At 65.5% G+C, this 22,719-nt stretch carries 20 protein-coding genes; 12 read left to right on the top strand and 8 right to left on the bottom strand.

The window, feature by feature from the left end:
- The first annotated feature begins 100 nt into the window (after window positions 1-100).
- The 5 genes from X268_RS01440 to X268_RS01425 all read left to right on the top strand — a co-directional run bounded on the left by X268_RS01440 (window position 101) and on the right by X268_RS01425 (window position 4,275).
- Window positions 101-1,072, top strand: coding sequence for an ABC transporter permease (locus tag X268_RS01440; protein ID WP_128923278.1), 972 nt, complete (start codon window positions 101-103; stop codon window positions 1,070-1,072).
- Window positions 1,069-1,908, top strand: a complete 840-nt coding sequence (locus tag X268_RS01435; protein WP_128923277.1) for an ABC transporter permease — start codon at window positions 1,069-1,071, stop codon at window positions 1,906-1,908. Before X268_RS01440 ends, X268_RS01435 begins: the two co-directional genes overlap by 4 nt.
- Window positions 1,909-1,910: 2 nt before the next feature.
- A complete protein-coding gene (locus X268_RS01430) occupies window positions 1,911-3,530 on the top strand; it encodes an ABC transporter ATP-binding protein (RefSeq protein ID WP_164938083.1) in 1,620 nt (539 codons plus the stop codon).
- Window positions 3,531-3,895: 365 nt separating this feature from the next.
- Window positions 3,896-4,069 carry a hypothetical protein gene (locus X268_RS39145; protein ID WP_164937470.1) on the top strand — a complete coding sequence of 58 codons (174 nt, stop codon included), beginning with the start codon at window positions 3,896-3,898 and terminating at the stop codon, window positions 4,067-4,069.
- On the top strand, window positions 4,066-4,275 hold the full coding sequence (locus X268_RS01425; protein ID WP_018643417.1) for a hypothetical protein: 210 nt from the start codon (window positions 4,066-4,068) through the stop codon (window positions 4,273-4,275). Before X268_RS39145 ends, X268_RS01425 begins: the two co-directional genes overlap by 4 nt.
- A gap of 24 nt (window positions 4,276-4,299) precedes the next feature.
- Here the strand turns inward: X268_RS01425 and X268_RS01420 are convergent, their stop codons facing one another.
- Window positions 4,300-4,584 (bottom strand): hypothetical protein, encoded by a 285-nt coding sequence (locus tag X268_RS01420; RefSeq protein ID WP_128923275.1) that lies wholly within the window; start codon window positions 4,582-4,584, stop codon window positions 4,300-4,302.
- A gap of 117 nt (window positions 4,585-4,701) precedes the next feature.
- Window positions 4,702-5,043: a hypothetical protein gene (locus X268_RS01415; protein WP_128923274.1), complete on the bottom strand. Its 342-nt coding sequence runs from the start codon at window positions 5,041-5,043 to the stop codon at window positions 4,702-4,704.
- A 119-nt stretch (window positions 5,044-5,162) separates the two neighbouring features.
- Between X268_RS01415 and X268_RS01410 the strand changes: the two genes are divergently transcribed.
- The 4 genes from X268_RS01410 (at window position 5,163) to X268_RS01395 (ending at window position 9,952) form a co-directional block, all read left to right on the top strand.
- A complete protein-coding gene (locus tag X268_RS01410) occupies window positions 5,163-5,483 on the top strand; it encodes a hypothetical protein (protein ID WP_128923273.1) in 321 nt (106 codons plus the stop codon).
- Between the two features lie 226 nt (window positions 5,484-5,709).
- On the top strand, window positions 5,710-6,435 hold the full coding sequence (locus X268_RS01405) for an outer membrane protein (RefSeq protein ID WP_128923272.1): 726 nt from the start codon (window positions 5,710-5,712) through the stop codon (window positions 6,433-6,435).
- Window positions 6,436-6,597: 162 nt separating this feature from the next.
- Entirely contained in the window at window positions 6,598-8,742 is a 2,145-nt protein-coding gene (locus tag X268_RS01400; RefSeq protein ID WP_128923271.1) for a methyl-accepting chemotaxis protein, read from the top strand.
- A 136-nt stretch (window positions 8,743-8,878) separates the two neighbouring features.
- Complete coding sequence (locus X268_RS01395; RefSeq protein WP_128923270.1) at window positions 8,879-9,952, top strand: MBL fold metallo-hydrolase; 1,074 nt, start codon at window positions 8,879-8,881, stop codon at window positions 9,950-9,952.
- A 43-nt stretch (window positions 9,953-9,995) separates the two neighbouring features.
- Here the strand turns inward: X268_RS01395 and aroQ are convergent, their stop codons facing one another.
- Window positions 9,996-10,427 (bottom strand): type II 3-dehydroquinate dehydratase, encoded by a 432-nt coding sequence (gene aroQ, locus X268_RS01390; protein WP_128923269.1) that lies wholly within the window; start codon window positions 10,425-10,427, stop codon window positions 9,996-9,998.
- Window positions 10,428-10,746: 319 nt separating this feature from the next.
- Here aroQ and hemA point away from each other — a divergent pair, with 319 nt between their 5' ends.
- Both hemA and X268_RS01380 read left to right on the top strand, forming a co-directional pair.
- Window positions 10,747-11,976 (top strand): 5-aminolevulinate synthase, encoded by a 1,230-nt coding sequence (hemA, locus tag X268_RS01385; protein WP_128923268.1) that lies wholly within the window; start codon window positions 10,747-10,749, stop codon window positions 11,974-11,976.
- Window positions 11,977-12,160: 184 nt separating this feature from the next.
- The gene (locus tag X268_RS01380) at window positions 12,161-15,670 is read left to right on the top strand and encodes a PAS domain-containing hybrid sensor histidine kinase/response regulator (RefSeq protein ID WP_128923267.1); all 3,510 of its coding nucleotides are present in this window, start codon (window positions 12,161-12,163) and stop codon (window positions 15,668-15,670) included.
- A gap of 10 nt (window positions 15,671-15,680) precedes the next feature.
- Here X268_RS01380 and X268_RS01375 read toward each other — a convergent pair whose 3' ends face one another.
- The 4 genes from X268_RS01375 to X268_RS01360 form a co-directional block, all read right to left on the bottom strand.
- Window positions 15,681-16,505 carry an SDR family NAD(P)-dependent oxidoreductase gene (locus X268_RS01375; RefSeq protein WP_128923266.1) on the bottom strand — a complete coding sequence of 275 codons (825 nt, stop codon included), beginning with the start codon at window positions 16,503-16,505 and terminating at the stop codon, window positions 15,681-15,683.
- Between the two features lie 18 nt (window positions 16,506-16,523).
- Complete coding sequence (locus X268_RS01370; RefSeq protein WP_128923265.1) at window positions 16,524-17,096, bottom strand: cytochrome P460 family protein; 573 nt, start codon at window positions 17,094-17,096, stop codon at window positions 16,524-16,526.
- A 72-nt stretch (window positions 17,097-17,168) separates the two neighbouring features.
- Entirely contained in the window at window positions 17,169-18,197 is a 1,029-nt protein-coding gene (locus X268_RS01365; protein WP_128923264.1) for an alpha/beta fold hydrolase, read from the bottom strand.
- Window positions 18,198-18,231: 34 nt separating this feature from the next.
- The gene (locus tag X268_RS01360) at window positions 18,232-18,651 is read right to left on the bottom strand and encodes an organic hydroperoxide resistance protein (protein WP_128923263.1); all 420 of its coding nucleotides are present in this window, start codon (window positions 18,649-18,651) and stop codon (window positions 18,232-18,234) included.
- Between the two features lie 198 nt (window positions 18,652-18,849).
- Between X268_RS01360 and X268_RS01355 the strand changes: the two genes are divergently transcribed.
- The gene (locus tag X268_RS01355) at window positions 18,850-21,711 is read left to right on the top strand and encodes an ATP-binding protein (RefSeq protein ID WP_128923262.1); all 2,862 of its coding nucleotides are present in this window, start codon (window positions 18,850-18,852) and stop codon (window positions 21,709-21,711) included.
- An 85-nt stretch (window positions 21,712-21,796) separates the two neighbouring features.
- Here X268_RS01355 and X268_RS01350 read toward each other — a convergent pair whose 3' ends face one another.
- On the bottom strand, window positions 21,797-22,468 hold the full coding sequence (locus X268_RS01350; RefSeq protein ID WP_128923261.1) for a response regulator: 672 nt from the start codon (window positions 22,466-22,468) through the stop codon (window positions 21,797-21,799).
- Between the last annotated feature and the right edge of the window lie 251 nt (window positions 22,469-22,719).

The raw sequence follows: 22,719 nt of genomic DNA, 5'->3' as shown, positions 1-22,719 counted from the left end.
GGGGAAGTCTCCACGAGTCCAACTGCTGATACCCTCGCGGAGAGTCCCCCTCACCCCAACCCGTGGTCGCAGGTCACGCTACAAGATATGACTCTTTAAGATGCTCTCTTTCGTCGCTCAGCGTATCGTGAAGGGCGTGATCGTCCTGCTCGCGATCGTCGTCCTCAATTTCTTCCTGATCCGGCTTGCGCCCGGCGACCCCGCGATCGTGATGGCGGGGGAAGCCGGCGCCAGCGACCAGGTCTTCGTCAAGCAGCTCCGGGAGAAGTTCGGCCTCGACAAGCCGCTGCCCGAACAGCTCTTCATCTACGTCAAGGGCATCGTGACGCTCGACCTCGGCTTCTCCTTCCGCCAGCAAGCTCCGGTCGCAAAACTGATCAGCGAGCGGCTGCCGGCGACGCTGCTGTTGACCTTGATCGCCTTCGCGATCTCGCTCGCGCTCGGCATCCTGTTTGGCACCTTCGCCGCGCGTTTTGCCGGGACTTTTCTCGATACCGCGATCACCGTGTTCGCGCTGATCTTCTACGCCATGCCGATCTTCTGGGTGGCGCTGATGGGCATCCTACTGTTCTCCGTCACCATGGATTGGCTGCCGAGCTTCGGCTACGAGACGGTCGGCGCCAATCTCACGGGCTTCGCCCATACGGTCGACGTCGCAAAGCACCTGATCATGCCGGCTATGACGCTCGGCCTGTTCTTCATGGCGACCTACACCCGCATGACGCGCGCCTCGATGCTGGAGGTGAAGCGGCTCGACTTCGTCAAGACCGCGCGCGCCAAGGGCCTTTCCGACGCCGTGATCCAGCGCCGCCACGTGCTGCGCAACGCGCTGCTGCCGGTGGTGACGCTGGCCGGCGTGCATTCCGGCACGCTGATCGGCGGCGCCGTCATCACCGAGACAGTGTTCGCCTGGCCCGGCATCGGGCGACTGATGTACGACGCGCTGCTGCAGCGCGACTACAACCTGCTGCTCGGCGTGTTCGTCATCTGCTCCGCCATGGTGCTGATCTTCAATCTCATCACCGACCTCGTCTATCGACTGGTCGACCCACGCATCGAATTCGCCTCATGAAACAGTTCTGGAAATCGATGCTGAAGAGCCCGAGCGGCGTCATCGGGCTCATCATCCTGCTGCTCGCGATCTCGGTCGCCGTGTTCGGGCCGATGCTGTTCCCGAACTCGCCCTGGCGCATGGTGCAGCGGCCGTTCCTGCCGCCCTTCACGCTGTCGACCGTGCCGCTCGGCACCGACGCGCTCGGCCGCGACGTGTTTGCCGGCATGATCTTCGGCGCCCGCGTCTCGCTGCTGGTCGGCCTCGTCTCGACCCTGGTCGCACTGGTCGTCGGCGTGCCGATCGGCGCCATGGCCGGCTATTTCGGCGGCAAGGTCGACGACGCCCTGATGCGCTTCACCGAGTTCTTCCAGACCATTCCGAGCTTCGCGCTCGCCATCGTGCTGGTCGCGATCCTGCAGCCCTCGATCTACTCGATCGTGGCCTCGATCGCGGTGGTGAGCTGGCCGCCGGTCGCCCGCCTCGTGCGCGGCGAGGTGCTGTCGCTGCGCACGCGCGAATACGTCCAGGCGGCCGTGGTGACCGGCCAGAGCAACAGCTGGATCATCCTGCGCGAGATTCTGCCCAACGCATTGTCGCCGGTGATCGTGCTGGCCTCGCTGATGGTAGCGACCGCGATCCTCCTGGAATCCTCGCTGTCCTTCCTCGGCCTCGGCGATCCCAATCTGATCTCCTGGGGCTACATGGTCGGCGCCGGCCGCACCGTGATCCGCCAGGCCTGGTGGATCACCGTGTTTCCCGGCGTCGCCATCCTGATCTCGGTGCTCGGGCTGAATCTGATCGGCGAAGGCCTCAACGACGCGCTCAATCCGCGCCTGTCGCGGGAGGGACGCTGATGATGACCGCCCCGCCCGCCGTCTCCATCAAGAACTTGCGAATCGCGCTGCCCCAGGGGGCCGAGCGTCCGTTCGCGGTCGACGGCGTCTCGCTGGACTTGCGCCCTGGCAAGATCGTCTGCGTCGTCGGCGAATCCGGCTCCGGCAAGTCGATGTGCGCGCATGCGCTGATGGGCCTGCTGCCGGACACCGTCTCGATCGCCTCCGGCGAGATCCAGTTCGAAGGCCGCGACCTGCTCAAGCTCGACGACGACGGCTGGCGCGATCTGCGCGGCCGCAGGCTGGCGATGATCTTTCAGGAGCCGATGACTGCGCTCAATCCGTTGATGCGGATCGGCGACCAGATGGCGGAGATGTTCGAGGCGCACAGCCTGCTGACGCCGAAGGAGCGGCGCGCCAGGGCGCTGGCGCTGGCAAAGGAGGTCGGCCTCCCCGACCCTGCGCGCATCGTACGCGCCTATCCGCACCAGCTCTCCGGCGGCCAGCGCCAGCGCGCCATGATCGCGATGGCGCTGGCGCTGGAGCCCGCAGTGCTGGTGGCGGACGAGCCGACCACCGCGCTCGACGTCACCACGCAGGCGCAGATCCTCAAGCTGATCCGCAACCTCCAGCGCAATCGCAACATGGCGGTGATGTTCATCACCCATGATTTCGGCGTGGTCGCCGACATCGCCGACCAGGTCGTCGTGCTCAGGCATGGCAAGGTCGTGGAGGAAGGCCCGGCCGCAACCGTGTTCAACGAGCCGCAGCACGACTACACCAAGGCGCTGCTCGCCGCCGTCCCCTCGATGGATCCGCCGGCACGCCAGCCCCTCGACAATCAGGCCAGGGCGGTCGAGGTGATCGGGCTGGACAAGACTTACGTGACCTCGGGCGGCTGGTTCCGCGAGGATCGCCGCGTCGACGCCGCGCGCGCGGTCAATTTCAACATCCTCAAGGGAGAGACACTCGGGCTGGTCGGCGAATCCGGCTCCGGAAAATCCTCGGTGGCGCGGCTCGTGATGCGGCTGATCGAGGCCGACCGCGGCACGGTGCGGATCGGCGAGACCGATCTCACCTCACTCTCCGGCAAGACGCTGCGCGCCGAGCGCCATCGCATCCAGATGATCTTCCAGGATCCGTTTGCCTCGCTCAATCCGCGGCGCAAGATCGGCCACATCATCGCCGACGGCCCGATCGCAGCCGGCCTCGATCCGAAAGTCGCGTTCGACCGCGCCCGCGATCTGCTGAAGATGGTCGGCCTGGATGCCGGCGCGCTCGAACGCTATCCGCACGAATTCTCCGGCGGCCAGCGCCAGCGTATCGGCATTGCGCGTGCGCTCGCGCTCGAGCCCGAGATCATCGTCGCGGACGAGGCCGTCTCCGCACTCGACGTCTCCGTGCAGGCGCAGGTCTTGAGGCTGCTCGAAGACCTCAAGGCGCGCCTCGGGCTGTCGATGCTGTTCATCACCCACGACTTGCGCGTCGCCGCCCAGATCTGCGACCGCATCGCGGTGATGCAGCGCGGCGCCATCGTCGAGCTGAAGCCGACCGCACAGCTCTTCGCCGCGCCGGAGCATGCCTACACGCGCGAGCTGCTGGCGGCGGTGCCGGGGCGCAAGGAGCGCGCGCCGGCGGCGTGACGCATGGCTGGGATCGGTTCCCCGAAGTTCGGGATAGTTCCAAAAACTTGCGTGCCGGCCGAACTGAAACATATTTGATCCGACAGCATTTGCCTTTCGAGACTGTCCTTGCTGACGACAGCAAGCCGTGAGCCGACACTCGCATTCGCCCGCTGGGCCGTGAGAGCCCTGCAACGAATGTGAGGTGGTGAGAGGTTTCTCAACCCAGCGCATCAAAGGCACTGGGTGAGGGTCTCGAGATGCTCACGCTGTTTTTATTCTTTCGTGATCGGCCGCCGCTTCAAAGCCGAAGGCGGCACCATAGATTCCGATGGAATGATCGACGTCATCTGATGACGGATTGTCAACTGATATTCGGAGCCACCATGGGCGAAGTTATTCGATTTGTCTCGAGGTCCGAGCGCGAGCGGGTGCGTCTCATTCAGGAGGCGCGCGCCATCTACGACAGCATCTTCCCTCCTGCTGATCCGGCCAACGACGGACAGGATAGGACAACGATCGACCGTGGATTAGGCCGCGACGGAGGCAACCTGTCGTGATCAAGATCATTGCCGTACTCTGCAGCCTCGCCTCTCCGACCAATTGCCACGAACAGATCGTCACCACGTCGGACTTCGCGCAGGTCTCGGTGCAGTCCTGCCTGATGGGCGCGCCGCAGCTCGCCGAATGGATGAACCAGCATCCCGCCGAACGCCTGGCGGCATGGCGTTGCGTGATCGGTCAACAGGCCGGCCGGGGCATCTGAGGCCGAAGACCGCCTGATCGTGCCCTATCTCGTGGTGTTGCTCCAGGTGGGCACCGAGTTGGTCACGCCCACCGAGGGCCAGTTGTATGATCCGATCGACGGCGCCGTGACCGTCCCGACCGTCTGTCCGGAGGAGCCGTAGGGGGCCCTCGGCTGTGCTGCGGGCGCTCCGGCGCCGCTATAGGTCGGGGCCACCACGCCCGTGCTGTAGTATCGGCTCGACCGCGCCTTCTTCGCTTCAGCCGCAAAGGGCGCGGCAAGCAGTCCAGTCGTGATGAGCGCGGCAATCGCGAGTTTGATGCTTGTCATGGCTGATCCCTCGGTCGCTGGGGTCCCCTGTGCCATGTGTTCATTGATCTGACGATGTCCATAGGCACAAGTTCATAACTGCGTGCGCAGGCGAATGTGCCGAAGCGATGCCGTTCGTCACCTCAGCTTCGGACGGCAGGCATGACGGCCATACCGATCCTTCACGGTCGCGACCGAATGCATCAATTCCTTGAAAGCGGTGATCGCCTTGTCCTCACCGAGCGGGCCGCCGTGATTTGCCTCCAGATGCTCGATCACCGCCAGCAGCGCATCGGCGACCTGCCCGATCTGCTTGCCGTAGCTGCCGACGTCCGACAACACGTCCTTCTCGACATCAGGCGCCGAGGACTGCCCGACCGTGATGTTGACGAGGCCGAACTGGCCGCCGGTCGGGCTGAAGAACGATGGATAGATCGACTGGACGACATCTCCTGACAGGGGCAGCTTGAACACGGGCATGCGTTTTCCCTCGCTGATCTCGACCGGCGAGGAAACACTATCACGATCATGCGTGCCTTCGGATGGACCCGAATCAGCGCTAGTGCATTGCCTTCATCGACTTCGCGCATTGAGGCGACATGACCGGCCCCGAACTGAAGCAACTCCGCGCCGACCTTTCCGATGCCCTCGAGCGGAAGCTCACACTGGCCGACATGGCAAAGCTCTGCGGATTGCCGGAGAAGGGCGGCAGCGACACCATCCGGCGCTGGGAGGTGAGCGGCCCGCCCCCCTCGGCGACCAAGGTGCTGCGCGTGCTCGCGATGGCGAGCGAGCGCTATCCGATCCTGGAGAAGTTCGACATCTTCGATCGCCACGACGTGCGCGAGGAAGACCGCCCCGCCAAGCGCGCGGCGTTCCGCCAGCAGATGCGGGACGAGGCGCGCCGGCGTCTTGGTTAACGAAGAACGCACAGAACTTACCGCGGAGCTGCGGCGTTAAGCCATCCTTCAGCATTTCTTAAGCCGGCATTAAGCACGAAAACCAATTGCCGCCCAATAAGTTAGGTTGGGTCTCGCTGTGCCACGGATGTGACAGCATTTTCGTCAAAAGCGAGCTATCTGCAAAACCAACGACGGCGCGAAAGAGCGCGCCAGCCGGGGACCTTACGTGTTGGAGTTCAAGACGATGAAGAAGATTCTTTTTGCGACCGTGGCGCTGCTCGCGATGGGCGCGGCTGCACCGGCGGGCGGCGCCGATCTCGGCAACCGCAACTATTACAAGACGCCTGCGCCGGCCTATGCCGCGCCGATCTACAACTGGACCGGTTTCTATGTCGGCGGCCATGTCGGCGGCGCATTCTCCAGCGACAACAATTTCAGCGGCCTCTCCACCGGCAATAACGGCAACGGCCGTTTCCTCGGCGGCGTGCAGGTCGGTGCGGACTGGCAGCTCAACCCGAACTTCGTGGTCGGCGTCGAGGGCCAGTATTCCTGGCTCTCCGGCAGCGTCGGTGCGGTGTTTCCGGGCGGCGTCGCCTATACCAACGATCAGCGCGGCCTCGGCTCGATCACCGGCCGCGTCGGCTACACCTGGGGCCCCGGTCTGGTCTATGTGAAGGGCGGCTACGCCTATTCGGACAACAACGAGAAGGTGACGGTCGGCGGCGTACCGACCGGCTTCATCATCGATGGCGATCACCGCAACGGCTACACCGTCGGCGCCGGCCTCGAATATATGTTCGCCCCCAATTGGTCGGCCAAGGCCGAGTACCAGTACTACAATTTCGGCGATGCGCACTTCACCGCGGGCCCGCTGGCCGGCACCGGCAACTTCACCACCGACGACCACACCATCAAGGCGGGCGTCAACTACCGCTTCAACTGGGCAAGCCCGGCCGTCGCGCGCTACTGATCGGTTACCGCAACTTTACCATGACAGAGGGCCGGCGACTTCGCCGGCCCTTCTTTTTTCGCCCCGCGGAACGCGCAAGCGTTTGCTGAGATTGCGAATTTTTAACCGGCCGTGCCGATACTGCCGGCCACAAAGAGAAGCAAGAACGTTGGGGGAATTTCAATGGCGATCCGTCTCAGCCTTGGCGGCCGACTGCGGCCTCGTTTCAAAATGCCGACATGGGGCGTGCGCGGCAGCCTGTTCGCAGCCTTTGCGGTGATCGCGGGCATGGGCCTCGTGATCGCGGCCGGCGCGGGCCTGGCGCTGCAGAATCTCGGCGGACGCATGACCGAACTCAGCGGGCGGGACATTCCGCGCCTCGCCGCCAGCCTCCAATTGTCAGCACTGAGTGCGAGCCTGGCGGCACAGGGACCGGCCCTGCTCGCGGCGCAAAGCGAGGACGCCCTGACCGAGCGCACCAAGAAGCTCAGGGAATTGCAGGAGCAGACCCAGCAGAAGCTCACCGAGATCATTCAGCTCGGCGGCGACAAGTCCGTCGTCTCCGGCCTCAGCGACACCATGAAGAGCATCAACGAGGCGGCCCAGAGCCTGGCCAAGGCCGCCCGCGAACGGCTCGATATCGCCGCTCTTCACGAGAAGCAGTATGATGCGTTGCGCAACGCGCAGAGCGCCTTCGTCGGCGCCGCAAGTCCGGCGATGCTCGACGCACAGACCCGGGTCAACGCCATTCTCGGCTCGGCCGATTTGTCCACCGCAGATGCCAGCGACGCCGCACAGACCGTCGGGCAGCTCGGCAACGTCGTCGCCAGCGGCAACCTCGCCGCCGCCGACATGAGCGCGGCGCTGTCGGCGAGCACGAGCGACAAGCTCGACGACATCCAGAAGGAATTCAAGACGGCACAGGGCCGCCTGCGGTCGAACCTCGACCTGCTGCCGGACAATCAGGGCAACAAGATGCTGCGCGAGACGGCGGAGAAGCTGCTTGCGCTGGGCGTCGGCAAGACCGGCGTATTCAATCTGCGTGAGAAGGAGCTCGACGCCGTCGACTACGGCCAGACCATCCTGGACGAGACCCGCAAGCTCAATGTCGGCCTCGGCATCAGCGTGCAGCAGCTCGTCGACGGCGTGCAGAAGGAGACCAACGCCTCGACCTCCCAGGCACAGCAGGAGACCTCGCTCGCGACGACCGTGATGCTGGCCCTCGGAGGCTTGATGCTGGTCGGCTCGGCGCTGTTCGTCTGGCTCTATGTCGGCCGCAACATCCTGCGCCGCATCCGCGAGCTTCAGCGCGCCATGCAGCTGCTGTCGGCCGGCGACCTCGACACCGAGATCGTCCGCTCCCGGCAGAACGACGAGATCGGCGTGATGAAGGAAACGCTGACCGTGTTCCGCGACAGCATGATCGAGGCCCGGGCACTCGCCGCCGAGCAGGACAAGGACCGTGTCGCCAAGGCCGAGCGGGCCGCGCGCATGGAAGCGAAGATCGCCGAATTCGAGAACACGGTGCGCGCCGCGCTCGACAATCTGGCGCAGTCGGCCAATTCGATGCAGTCGACCGCGCAGAGCATGTCGACCACCGCCGACCAGTCCAACGCGCTGGTCAACGCGGTCGCCTCCGCCGCCGAGGAGACCTCGGTCAACGTGCAGACCGTGTCGTCGGGCACCGAGCAGCTGTCGTCCTCGATCGAGGAGATCAGCAAGCAGGTCGTCACCTCGGCCGCAATCGCCAAGAAGGCCGTCGACGAAGCCGGCGCTACCGACACCACCGTACAGAGCCCCGCCGACAGCGGGAGCCGCATCAGCGTCGTGGTCGATCTGATCCAGACCATCGCCTCGCAGACCAACCTGCTCGCGCTCAACGCCACCATCGAGGCGGCGCGCGCGGGCGAAGCCGGCCGCGGCTTCGCGGTGGTTGCCTCCGAGGTGAAGAGCCTCGCGAGCCAGACCGCCAAGGCGACGGAGGAAATCCGCACCCAGATCGCCAGCATGCAGGACATCACGACGTCGGCGGTCGGCGCCATCCAGGGCATCGGCCGGATCATCGGCGAGATCAACGACGTCACCACCACGATCGCGGCCGCGGTCGAGGAACAGGGCGCCGCCACCCGCGAGATCGCCCGCAACATCCAGCATGCGGCCGGTGGCACCAGCGAAGTCTCCAGCAACATCGTCGGCGTCTCCACCGCCTCTGCCGAAGCCGGCGCGGCGGCAAGCGAGGTGCTGGGCGCCTCCGACGCGCTGCGGCGCGAAGCCGACATGCTGCGCGGGGAGATTGACGCGTTCCTCAACAACATGCGGGCTGCGTAAGCACGCTCTCCCGTAGCCCGGATTGCGCTGCGCTCCATCCGGGCTACGGAAAACTGCCCGGAATGACCGCTATGCGGGCCGGCCCGGCGTTCTTTTTCGGCTGGCGCCCCGCGCGCGCTGGGTTTAAGCCGGTAACATGAGCTCAAAAACCGACACCGTGCCGTCCTCGGCCCAGTCCTCGGCCGAGGCCCTGCGCTACCCCTGGGAACAGCATCCCGGCCACGACGAGATCGTCGAGATCAGGCCTGGCGTGCTGTGGGCGCGGCTGAAGCTGCCGTTCCGCCTCAACCATGTGAACATCTATCTGCTCGCCGACGGCGACGGCTATGCGATGGTGGACACCGGCTTCGGCAACGAGGAGACCATCGAGGCCTGGACCAGGCTGTTCGACGGACCACTGAAGGGCATCAACATCACGCGCCTGATCGTGACCCACTCCCACCCCGACCATGTCGGGCTTGCGGGCTGGATCGTCGAGCGCTTCAACTGCCCGCTGGTGATGTCGCAGGTCGAATATCTGCAATCGGTCTATCACCAGAACCGTGGCACTGAGGAGCGGAAGGAGGCACAACGGCTGTTCTTCCGCCGCCACGGCATGGACGAATCGCTGACCGAGAAACTGCTCGGCCGCGGCCAGGACTATCTCAAACGCGTCTCGGTGCTGCCGCCCTCCTACCGCCGCATCTGCCATGGCGACGAGGTCGTGATCGGCGCGCGCCGCTTCAAGGTGCTCACCGGCGGCGGACACGCGCTCGACCAGGTGATGCTGTATTGCGCCGACGACAAGCTGTTCCTCTCGGCCGACCAGGTGCTGAGCAAGATCTCGCCGAATGTCAGCGTGTGGGCGGTCGAGCCCGACCAGAATTCGCTCGGCGAATATCTGGCCTCGCTCGCCAGCCTTACCACGACGCTGCCTTATGACCTGCTGGTGCTGCCGGGCCACGGCGTGCCGTTCTACGGTCTCAAGACCCGCATCAAGCAGCTCGCCGACCACCATGAGGAGCGCTGCCGCCTGATCGCGGAAGCCTGCCGCGAGGTGCCGCAGACCTCGCGCGCATTGGTCCCCGTCGTGTTCAACAAGCACGTGCTCGACGAACACCAGATGGGCTTTGCCGCCGGCGAACTGGTCGCCCACGTCAACTACATGATCGTCGAAGGCCGGCTGACCGCGGAGACGAAGGACGGCGTGCTGCAGTTCAGGACGACGTGAGTCTTTCTTCACCTCTCCCGCAAGCGGGGCGAGGGAGCAGACCTCACTTCATATTCGCGATCGCGTGCAGCGCGGCGATGTAGCCGAACGGGCCGAGGCCGCAGATCACCCCGGTCGCCACGAACGAGATCTTGGAGTGGCGGTGATATTCGTCGCGGGCGTGGATGTTGGAGATGTGGACTTCCAGCACCGGCCCTTCGAACGTCTTGATCGCATCCATGATCGCGACCGAGGTGAAGGAAAAGCCGGCCGGATTGATGATGATGGCGTCGGCATCCTGCCGCGCCGACTGAATGAGATCGACGAGAACGCCTTCGTGGTTGGACTGATGGAAGGCGAGTTTGAGGCCGAGCTTGGCCGCCACGTCCTCGCAGCCCGCATTGACCTCCGCGAGCGTCGTCGTGCCGTAGATGTGCGGCTCTCGGATGCCGAGCATGTTGAGATTGGGACCGTTGAGGATCATGACACGTTTCATCGGGCGTCCTTTCGCATGAGCGGGCGGGCGCCGATCAGCGCCCCGTGGACGCGACCGGCTCAGCCATCATGGACGCAGCCGGCCCATGGACAAAATGCCCAAGCCGGCGGCAACGGTCCCGTGCTTTCCCGGAAGACCCGGTCCGCGCCGGCAGGCCAGTGTTAGGCGTTTGATCCACATCAACTATCGCCGACGAGACGACGCTATCAAGATCCCCGCGCGCCCCGCCACAAATGTGTGCTGGCGCATAGACATTGGAGCTGGAAAAGCTCTAAAACCGAGTGGCCGCCGTGGCCGGGTTCCGTTGCAGGTTTTGCCGATGGATTACAACCAGTTCTTCGATTCCGCCCTCGATCGTCTCCATGCCGAACGACGCTACCGCGTGTTCGCCGACCTCGAGCGCACGGCCGGCCGATTCCCGCACGCGGTCTGGCACTCGCCCAAGGGCAAGCGCGACGTCGTGATCTGGTGCTCCAACGATTATCTCGGCATGGGCCAGCATCCGAAGGTGGTCGGCGCCATGGTCGAGACCGCAACCCGCGTCGGCACCGGTGCCGGCGGCACCCGCAACATCGCCGGCACGCATCATCCTCTGGTACAGCTCGAGGCCGAGCTCGCCGATCTCCATGGCAAGGAAGCCGCCTTGCTGTTCACCTCGGGCTATGTCTCGAACCAGACCGGCATCCCGACCATCGCAAAGCTCATTCCGAACTGTCTGATCCTGTCGGACGAGCTCAACCACAATTCGATGATCGAGGGCATCCGCCAGTCGGGCTGCGAGCGGGTCGTGTTCCGCCACAACGACCTGGCGCATCTCGAGGAGCTGCTGAAGGCAGCCGACCCGAACCGGCCGAAGCTGATCGTCTGCGAGAGCCTCTATTCCATGGACGGCGACGTCGCCCCGCTCGCCAAGATCTGCGATCTCGCCGAGAAGTACGGCGCGATGACCTATGTCGATGAGGTCCACGCCGTCGGCATGTACGGCCCGCGCGGCGGCGGCATCGCCGAGCGTGACGGTGTCATGCACCGCATCGACGTGCTGGAAGGCACGCTGGCGAAAGCGTTCGGCTGCCTCGGCGGCTACATCGCCGCCAACGGCCAGATCATCGATGCCGTGCGCTCCTATGCGCCGGGCTTCATCTTCACCACCGCGCTGCCGCCGGCGATCTGCTCGGCCGCGACCGCTGCGATCAAGCATCTGAAGCCCTCGAGCTGGGAGCGCGAGCGCCACCAGGACCGCGCGGCCCGCGTCAAGGCGATCCTCAACGCCGCCGGCCTGCCCGTGATGTCGAGCGACACCCACATCGTACCGCTATTCGTCGGCGATCCCGAGAAGTGCAAGCAGGCGTCCGATCTGCTGCTCGAAGAGCACGGCATCTATATCCAGCCGATCAACTATCCGACGGTCGCCAAGGGCAGCGAGCGGCTGCGCATCACGCCCTCGCCCTATCACGACGACGGCCTGATCGATCAGCTCGCCGAAGCCCTGCTGCAGGTGTGGGACCGTCTCGGCCTGCCGCTGCGCGCGAAGTCGCTGGCGGCGGAATAGGTCTGTCTTACCTTCCCCCAGAGGGCGAGGTTGAGAGCCGGCAGCCCGCCCTACGGCTTCACGATAACCGCAGTTCCCGGCCCTTCCTGGCATTTCGCAGTCGCCTCGCCCGCTCCAACGCGCTAGGTTTGCAGGGAAAATGAGCTTGGGCGCCGCCGGCGCCCTTTCAAGAAGCGCGTTTCCCATGCTGCACGATTGGGGCGTGATCGCCGCCGCCTTCGGCTATATCGGCTTCCTGTTCCTGGTGGCGAGTCACGGCGACCGCCGCTCGCCGGCCGGGCGCGGCCGGGCCTCCGGGCTGATCTATCCGCTGTCGCTGGCGATCTACTGCACCTCGTGGACCTTCTTCGGCTCGGTCGGCTTCGCCACCCGCACCTCGACCGACTTCCTCGCCATCTATGTCGGCCCGATCCTGATGATCGGGTTAGGGGCCGGCGTCTTGCGCCGCGTGATCCAGCTGGCGAAAGCCCACAACATCACCTCGATCGCCGACTTCATCGGCGCCCGCTACGGCAAGAGCCAGGCGGTGGCGGCGACCGTTGCGCTGATCGCGATCATCGGCTCGGTACCCTACATCGCGCTCCAGCTCAAGGCGGTCGCCTCCTCGCTGGAGACGATCCTGAGCGAGGACCAGGCCTTCTCCCACATCCCGATCCTCGGCGACATGGCGCTGATGGTGACGCTGGCGATGGCGGCCTTCGCCGTGCTGTTCGGCACGCGGCAGACCGACGCCACCGAGCACCAGCACGGCCTAATGCTGGCTGTCGCGACCGAATCCATCGTCAAGCTGGTCGCCTTCCTCGCCGCCGGCATCTTCGTCACCTTCTGGATGTTCTCGCCGCATGAACTGATCGAACGCGCGATGAAGACGCCGGAGGCGGTGCGCACGATCAACTATTCGCCGTCGATCGGCAATTTCCTCACCATGACGCTGCTGTCGCTCTGCGCGATCATGCTGCTGCCGCGCCAGTTCCACGTCAGCGTGGTCGAGAACTCCAGCGATGCCGAGGTCGGCCGCGCGCGCTGGCTGTTCCCGCTCTACCTCGTCGCCATCAACCTATTCGTGATCCCGATCGCGCTCGCTGGCCTCGTCAGCTTCCCGTTCGGCGCGGCCGACCCTGACATGTACGTGCTGGCGCTGCCGATGGAGGGCGGTGCGGGACTGCTCAGCGTCGCCATCTTCGTCGGCGGCCTGTCGGCGGCGACCGCGATGGTGATCGTCGAATGCGTCGCGCTCTCCATCATGGTCTCCAACGACCTCGTGGTGCCCCTGGTGCTGCAACGCCGGCCGGAGGGACGCACCGGCGGCGCCGATTTCAGCGACTTCCTGCTGCGCTCGCGGCGGCTCGCGATCTTCGCCATCATGGTGATGGCCTACTTCTACTACCGCGCGCTCGGCAACACCCAGCTCGCGGCGATCGGCCTGCTCTCTTTTGCCGCCATCGCTCAGCTTGCACCGAGCTTCTTCGGCGGGCTGTTGTGGCGGCGCGCGACCGCGCGCGGCGCGATCGGCGGCATGCTGGTCGGCTTCGCGGTATGGCTCTACACGCTGTTCATACCCAGCTTCATGGATTCCTCGACATCGGGCATCCTGCTGCTCCAGCACGGCCCGTTCGGCATCGAGGCGCTGCGGCCGCAGGCGCTGTTCGGCGCCGACCTGCCGCCCTTGATGCACGGCGTGATCTGGTCGCTGTCGCTCAACATCCTGACCTATGTGCTGCTGTCGCTGGCGCGAAGGCCCTCGTCTATCGAGCTGCTGCAGGCGGATCTGTTCGTGCCCAATACGCTCGCGCCGATCTCGCCGAGCTTCCGCCGCTGGCGCACCACCGTCACCGTGCAGGACATTCAGACCACGGTGGCGCAATATCTTGGACCGGACCGCGCGCGGCATTCCTTCGAGGCGTTCTCCGCGCGGCGCAACGTGCGCCTGGACCCCGGAGTCCCCGCCGATTTCGAGCTGTTGCAGCACGCCGAGCACCTGATCGCCTCCTCGATCGGCGCGGCCTCCTCGCGCCTCGTGATGTCGCTGCTGCTGCGCAAGCGCACGGTCTCGGCCAGGGCCGCACTCAAGCTGCTCGACGATTCGCACGCAGCGCTGCATTTCAACCGCGAGATCCTCCAGACCGCGCTCAACCACGTGCGCCAGGGCATCGCTGTGTTCGATGCCGATCTGCAGCTGATCTGTTCCAATCGGCAGTTCGGCGATCTCCTCAATGTTCCCCCGCATATCGTCCAGTTCGGCACGCCCTTGCGCGAGATCCTGGAGTTCATCGGCGTGAGCGATTCCGACGATCCGGTCGAGCGCGAGGCCGTGCTGGAACGGCGCCTCGCCGCCTACCCCACCGACAGCGAGCCGTATCTCGAACGCCTGCCGGAACGCCACATGGTGATCGAAGTGCTCACCAACCGCATGCCCGGCGGCGGCTTCGTCATCACCTTCACCGATGTCACGCCCACATTCGAAGCAGCGGAAGCGCTGGAGCGTGCCAACGCCTCGCTGGAGAAGCGCGTGCGCGACCGCACCGAGGAGTTGACGCGGCTGAATTCCGAGCTGGCCCTGGCCAAGAGCGCGGCGGAAGATGCCAGCATCTCCAAGACCCGCTTCCTCGCCGCCGCCAGCCACGACATTCTCCAGCCGCTGAACGCGGCGCGGCTCTACGTCACGAGCCTGGTCGAACGCCAGCACAATGGCGAGGAGACGCGGCTGGTCGAGAACATCGACGAATCGCTGCAGGCGATCGAAGAGATCCTCGGGGCGCTGCTGGACATCTCGCGGCTGGACGCCGGCGCGATGACGACCTCGATCTCGAGCTTCAAGATGGCCGATCTGATGCGCTCGCTGGAGATCGAGTTCGCGCCGATCGCCCGCGCCAAGGGCCTCGAGCTCGCCTTCGTGCCCTGCTCGCTGCCGGTCGAGTCGGATCGGCTCCTGCTGCGGCGCCTGCTGCAGAACCTGATCTCGAACGCGATCAAATATACCCCGCGCGGCCGCGTGCTGGTCGGCTGTCGCCGCCGCGGTGCCTCGCTCAAGATCTGCGTCTACGACACCGGCGTCGGCATCCCGCCGGTCAAGCGCGGCGAGATCTTCAAGGAATTCCACCGCCTTGAGCAGGGTGCACGGATCGCGCGCGGGCTGGGGCTCGGGCTTTCGATCGTCGAGCGCCTGGCACGCGTGCTCAAGCACTGCATCGCCATCGACGGCAACAGGAGCGGCGGCTCGATGTTCTCCGTGACGGTGCCGACGGCGAAGGCGATCACCCACACCGCCGCCGTGACCTCCGCGACGCCGCTGGCCCGCACGCCGATCTCGGGCGCGCTGATCGTCTGCATCGAAAATGATGCGGCGATCCTCGACGGCATGCGCACGCTGCTGAAGGCCTGGGATGCCGAGGTGATCGCGGTCGCCGACCCCGAAGGCGCGATCGCCGCGATCGAAACCGCCGGAAGACGCGTCACCGGCCTCCTGGTCGACTATCCCCTCGATCGCGGCAACGGCATCGCCGCCATCCGCGAGATCCGCCGCCGCTTCGGCGACGGCATCCCCGCGATCCTGATCACGGCCGACCGCAGCCCCGCCGTGCAGATCGCCGCGCGGGACGAGAAGATCGCCGTGCTCAACAAACCGGTGAAGCCGGCCTCGCTGCGCGCCCTGCTCGGTCAGTGGCGCACGCAGCAGATGGTGGCGGCGGAGTGAGACGCAGGGGTCAGTAGTCGGTCGATACGCTGAGCGTTTGCCACCTCTCAAGCTCTTCGAGGCGGAGCCTGTCGGTCGCGGCGATGGCGTCAACGGCGTCGCTTCCGAGCGCAATGCGCAGAGGCGGGCGCTCCATGTCGGCAAGCTTGAGCACCACGGCCGCGGCTTTGGCTGGATCGCCGGGCTGGCGGCCGTCGTAATCGCGCTGCATCCTGACGGCAGCGCCGACGACCCCATCGTACTCGGGCCGACCTTCACCGGTCCCATGTGCGGCTTGGGCAAAACCGGTGCGAAAGCCGCCGGGCTCGACGATCGTGACGTTCACGCCGATCAGCGCCATCTCGCGCGCCAGCGATTCCGAAAAGCCTTCGATTCCCCATTTCGCGGCCGAATAGGCCGCGCGGGCCGGAGCGCCGATCCGCCCGCCGACAGACGAGACCTGCACGATATGGCCACGGCGCTGGCGACGCAGCACCGGGATCGCCGCCTTGGTGACGATGATAGTGCCGATCAGATTGGCCTCGATCTGCTGGCGGAACGAATCCAGGCTGGTATCCTCGACCGATCTGAGATCGCCGTAACCGGCGTTGTTCACCACCACGTCGACGCTGCCAAATGCCTGCACGGCGAGGCCGACCGCCGCTTGCGCTGCCGCCTCGTCGGTCACATCGAGCGATGCAAGGCGAAGCCTTTCGCCAAAGCGCTCCAGCAGCGGTTCGAGCGGATTTGGGTTCCGGGCCGAAGCCAGCACGCGATCTCCCGCCGCGAGCGCGGCTTCCACGATGGCCCGGCCAAGCCCGCGCGAGCTGCCGCTGATGAACCATGTCTTCGACACCACGATCTCCGGGTCGGCCTAAGGCGCCAGCCGCGTGAAGACGTAATCGCGTCCTTTGGCGCGCGCTTCGTGGCACGCGAAGCAGGTGCGATGCTGAGCCTCGTCGACCGGCTTGCCATCGATGAAGCGGCCAAAACCCCAGCCGCCGGTCGCTACATACTTTTTGGAATCCTTGACCATCACCTGGACCGTGGTGGCGGCGCCGGGAATTGTCGCGGATGCAAATTCCGGCGACTGTTTCCGCTTCCAGGCGCGTTTGACCAGGATGGTGCCGTCGGGGAACGGAAGCTGGCCAGCCTGATACGCACCGATTGCGGTCTGGTTGCCGACAACGGCGCGAAGCTCGTCGAGCGGTGCGGCTTCTTCGGCCGGTGCGATCAGCTCCCACTGCCTGTAGCCCGGCGGAATCGTGACGCCGAAGATCGGCGAGGCAGCAGCCGTATTTTGGGCCGCGGTTTGCGCAGGCCCCTCGGCAAGAGCGATCGAGACAAGATAGGGCACGCAAGTCAGCAGAACGACCAGAAGAAGCACGGCCAGCGTGATCGCGGTGACGTAGGATCGCTGTTTCTTTTCAGGTTCGATGGATAGCATGACGTTTCTTTAAGCTAAGATCACGGTTGATCCCCGGTCCAGCCGCGCCGGACCGGGGCATCGCATGACTGATCAGGCGCCATCGGCGTCGATGACGGCCTTGGCAAAGGCTTGCGGCGCTTCCTGCGGCAGATTGTGGCCGATGCCGCCGGTGATCAGGCGGAACTCGTATCGGCCTGAAAACTTCTTGGCATAGGCGCTGGGCTCGGGATGCGGCGCGCCGTTGGCATCGCCCTCCATCGTGATGGTCGGCACGTCGATGACGGGCGCCGCGGCCAGCTTCTTTTCGAGCTGCTCGTATTTGGCTTCGCCCTGGGCCAGCCCAAGCCGCCAGCGGTAGTTGTGGATCGTGATCGCGACATGATCCTTGTTGTCGAGCGCCGCCGCGCTGCGCGCGAAGGTGGCGTCGTCGAACTTCCACTGCGGCGAGGCGAGCTTCCAGATCAGCTTGGCGAAATCGTGCGTGTACTTCTCGTATCCGGCACGGCCGCGCTCCGTCGCGAAATAGAACTGGTACCACCATTGCAGCTCGGCCGATGGCGGCAGCGGCGCGTTGCCGGCAGCCTGGTTGGAGATCAGATAGCCGCTGACCGACACCAGCGCGCGGCAGCGCTCCGGCCACAGCGCGGCGATGATGTCGGCGGTGCGCGCGCCCCAGTCGAAGCCGGCGACGACCGCTTTTTTAATGTCGAGCTCGTCCATCAGCGCGATGATGTCGGTGGCCATTGCGGCAGGCTCGCCATTGCGCGGCGTCTCACTGGCGAGGAACTGCGTCGAGCCATAACCGCGCAGATAAGGGATGATGACGCGATAGCCGGCCTTTGCCAGGATCGGCGCGACGTCGACGAAGGCGTGAATGTCGTACGGCCAGCCGTGCAGCAGGATCGCCACGGGACCGTTCGACGGTCCCGCCTCGGCATAGCCGACGTTGAGGACGCCGGCATCGATCTGCTTGATCGTGCCGAAAGATGCATTTGCTGCGGAGGAGTGCCGCGCTTCCGTCTCGGCTCGGGCGAGGTCAATCACGCCGAGACCGGCGGCGACGGTTCCCGCCGCGATGCCAAAGAAGTGACGGCGCTGCTGGTCGATGATCTGCTTCATGATGTTGCTGCCTTGTGGTGATTGTTGATGTGCCTCAGATCAGCGCGACGGTGACGTCGACGTTGCCGCGGATCGCCTTGGAATACGGACAGGTCTGATGCGCATCGTCGATGATGCCGCGCGCGATCTCGCGATCGAGGCCCGGCAGGCTGACGTTGAGACGCGCCCGGAGCGAATAGGCGCCCTCGTCGAGCACGAGATCGATCTCCGCATCAACAGCGCATTTCCTGGGAAGCTCGATCTTCCGCTTGCGCGCCGCGATCTCCATCGCGCCTTCGAAGCAGGCCGACCAGCCGGCGGCGAACAGTTGCTCGGGATTGGTGCCGATTCCGGTGCCGCCCGGCGGCGACAGCTTGACGTCGAGGCGACCGTCAGAGCTGCGCGCGATGCCGTCGTGGCCCCCGCCGCTGGTGTGAGTTCTGGCCGTGTAGAGTATCTTTGCCGCCTGCGTCATCATGGTCTCCTCGCCGTCACGCCACTGACTAGCAGCGGCTGCGGCAGGGCGCCCGTTTGGACTTGTGAGAAGTTGTGAGGTGTCGCCTTACGCACCTCACAAGGCCTGCACCCGCGGCCTGATGCCAATGCACGGACGGCCTTGCCGGATCACGCTCATCTGGCTATCCGGGCCTCTCGAAGGGACCAAGATTTCGCCATGACCGAGCCGGCCGGCACCACGACGGGAACTCTATCGTTCGGGCCATTCTCCGTGAGCCCGCATGAAAGGCTCGTGATGCGCGACGGCGTTGCCTTGCCGCTCGGCGCGAAAGCATTCGACACGCTGATGGCGCTGATGTCACGGCCGAACGAGGTCGTCAGCAAATGGGACCTGATGTCGCTAGTCTGGCCCGGCACCACGGTCGAAGAGACCAATCTGCGCTTTCACGTCGCGGCGCTTCGCAAGGCGCTCGGCGACGGCAAGGATGGCGCGCGCTACATCACGACGCTCTCCGGCCGCGGCTATTGCTTCGTGGCGCCGATTTCGCAAATCGCGGCCCCGAATTCGAAAGCCGACGTTGCGGCAGCGCAGCGCCACGCGCCGCGGCCGGAATTGCCGCCCGTGAAACTGCCGAACCGGTTGCAGCGGATGGTCGGGCGCGCCGATGCGATGGCCGCCGTCTCCGACAGGCTCATCGCCTCGCGCTTTGTCACGATTGCCGGTCCCGGCGGCGTCGGCAAGACCGCAGTCGCCGTGGCGATCGCCCACGACCTGCTCGAGACATTCTCCGACGCCGCGCACTTCGTGGACCTTGCCGCGCTGAGCGATCCCGATCTCGTGATCACCTCGATCCTGCTGATGCTCGGCTTGCCGGCGCAGACCGATGATCCCCTGCCCGCGCTGCTCGCACATCTCCAGGACAAGCGGATGCTGCTGATCCTCGACAATTGCGAGCACGTCATTGCGGCCGCCGCGCCGCTGGCGGCGGAGATCTTCCAGGCGGCGCCGCACGTCCATATCCTCGCGACCAGCCGCGAAGCCCTGCGCGTCGAGGGCGAGCAGGTCTATCGCCTGGCTCCGCTCGGCGTTCCGCCCGACGGCTCCGGCGTGACCGTCGCCGCAGCACAGACCTATCCCGCGCTTCAGCTGTTCCTCGAACGTGCCACGGCAGGCGGCGCGCAGATCGCGCTCGATGACGCCAATGCTACGATCATCGCCAGGATCTGCCGCAAGCTCGACGGCATGGCGCTGGCGATCGAGCTTGCCGCCGGCCGGGTCGAAGCCTACGGCCTGGAGCAAACGGCCGCGCTGCTCGACGAGCGCCTCAATCTGCTTTGGCAAGGCCAGCGAACGGCGCCACCGCGGCAGAAGACGTTGCAGGCCACGCTCGACTGGAGCTACGGCCTGTTGTCGGATCTCGAGCGCCTCGTGCTGCGCAGGCTTGCGGTCTTCGCCGGGCACTTCACCATCGACGCCGCGCTCGAGGTCGTGCCGGGCGAGCGCGTCGCCCGCGCCCGCCTGTTCGACGCCGTCGACAGTCTCGTTGCCAAGTCGATGGTCGCGCCGCGGCCCATCGGCGCCATGATGCGCTACCGTCTGCTCGACACGACGCGTGCCTATCTGCTCGAGATCGAACCGGACGACGCGGCTCTCGCTGCCCGCCACGCGACCTACTACCGGCGATGGCTGGAGCAGGCCGGCACGACATGGGCGACGGTGCCGAGCGCGGACGAGCGGGCTGCTCACTTCTCCGCGCTTCACAATGTGCGCGCCGCGCTCGACTGGAGCTTCGGCCCGGGCGGTGATCTCGGCATCGGCGTTGCGCTCGCCGCCGCCGCGGCGCCGATCTTCCTGGCGATGTCCTTGCTGATCGAATGCCGGCGCTGGTCGGAACGGGCGCTACTGGCGATTGCCCCCTCCTCGCGCGGCAGCGCCGAGGAAATGCACATCCAGGCCGCCCTCGGACTGACCTTGATGTTCACCCGCGGCGGCAGCGAAGCGGCGCGTAGCGCCTTGAGCAGGAGCCTTGCGATCGCAGAAGCGCGCAGCGACGAAGTCAACCAGCTCCAGCTGCTCGGCCGGATGCATATCTTTCACGAGCGGATGGGAGAGTTCGACGCCGCGCTCGGCTATGCGCAGAGGAGCCTCGCGGTCGCGCGATCGCTGGGCGCCCCCGCCTCGATCGCCCTCGCCCAATCCCTCCTCGGTGTCTCGCTGCATCTGGCAGGTGAGCATCACGACGCGCTGAAGAGGCTGGAGGTCGCCTGGCAAGGTCCGGGCACGGAGCTTGTCAGCACCGTCCATGGCTTCGATCATCGCAACCGGGCCGGCATCACGCTGGCCCGCGAACTCTGGTTGCAAGGCCGGCCCGCGGAAGCGCTGCAGCTGGCGCAGCTGACGGTCGCCGAGGCCGCCCAGATGGATCACCCGATCACGCTCTGCATTGCGCTGATCTGGGCGGTCTCAATCGACCTCTGGAGCGGAGACCTCGACGGCGCGGACGAGAGCATCGACCGTTTCATCGCGCATGCCAATTCGCGCTCGATGGGGCCCTATCTCGCCGTCGGCCGCGGCGTCAAAGGCGAGCTGGCGATCCGCCGTGGCGATGCCGCCGGTGGTGTCGACACGATCAGGGCCTGCCTGCGCGAGCTTCACGATGCCGGCTACGAGCTGCTCACCACGACGTTCAACATAGCGCTGGTCCAGGGCTTGCTGGCGCTTGGGCAGATCGAGCAGAGCGCCGAGCTGATCGAGGACACCATTCGCCTCGTCGAGCAAAGTGGCGATCACCTCTACATGCCCGAGCTGCTGCGCATGAAGGGCCGAGTTCTGTTGTCGCGGCCGAAGCCCGATACCGAGCAGGCAGAAGCCTACCTCATGCAGTCGCTGGATTTGAGCCGTCGCAAACGCGCAAAAGCATGGGAACTGCGGGCGGCGATCGATCTTGCGCGGCTACTCGTCGAACGCGGCCGGCGCGAGGAAGCGAAACAATTGGTTCAATCGGCGCTTGATGGCTTTGCAGAAGGCTCCGAGACGGCGGATATCAGAGCGGCCAATCGTCTGCTCCCGACGCTGTAGCCAATTGCGCCGCATCAAGTTCCGAGATCCTTCGAAGCCTCCGCGACGCTCCGGCGCCTCGGGATGACGGGACTGCTTGTGCGGACTATCCCGCCGGCGTGCCCTGCTTCCACTGGCCGCCGGCGATCCTGGCGGCGGCGATCACCGCCTGGGTGCGGCTTTCAACGCCGAGCTTTTGCAGGATCGCCGAGACATGCGCCTTGATGGTGGCCTCGGATACTCCGAGCTCGTAGGCGATCTGCTTGTTGAGGAGACCCTCCGACAGCATCATCAGGACCCGGACCTGCTGCGGCGTCAGCGTCACCAGCCGGTCGCGCAGACGCGTCATGTCGGGATCCGCCTCCGCCGACAGATCGGTATCGGCGGGAACCCAGACGTCGCCTTCCATCACCTTGAGGATGGCATCGCGCAGCGTCTCGACGCCGAAACGCTTCGGGATGAAGCCGGAGGCGCCGAAATCGAGCGAGCGGCGGATCGTCGCGCTGTCGTCGGACGCCGAGACGATCACGACCGGAATCGCCGGATATTGCGCACGCAGATAGATCAGGCCGGAAAAGCCGGAAATGCCGGGCATCGAGAGGTCGAGCAGGATCAGGTCGACATCTGAGGTCTGTTCCAGGAGCTTGGTCAAATCCTCGAACGATCCGGCCTCGTCGATTCTGGCTGAGGTCAGCACGCCGGCTACCGCCTGTCGCAGCGCGTCGCGGAAAAGAGGATGGTCATCGGCGATGACGAGATGGGTGGAGGGAGCGTTCATCGTTCTCTTGCTGTCGTTCGCGGGCCGGCGGACAGATCCCGGGTGGGTCAATTCTTCCCCGAGCAGCCGTGGCATGCAAGTACACATTATCCCTTTGCTGCAAAGGGGTTAATCCGGAAGTCCTGGGATCGCACACCGCCACCGGATACCGGACGTCAGCTGCGCGTCAGTGCGCAAGGCCGAAAGTCGTATTGGGGCGGGTTTCACGCCGATGTTACCTTGCCGGCAAGACCTGGGTTGATCCGGCACGT

It is taken from the genome of Bradyrhizobium guangxiense, from assembly GCF_004114915.1.
GTDB lineage: Bacteria > Pseudomonadota > Alphaproteobacteria > Rhizobiales > Xanthobacteraceae > Bradyrhizobium > Bradyrhizobium guangxiense.
The sequence above is the reverse complement of the archived record's forward strand: the minus strand, read 5'-3'. Positions and strand labels throughout refer to the sequence as shown.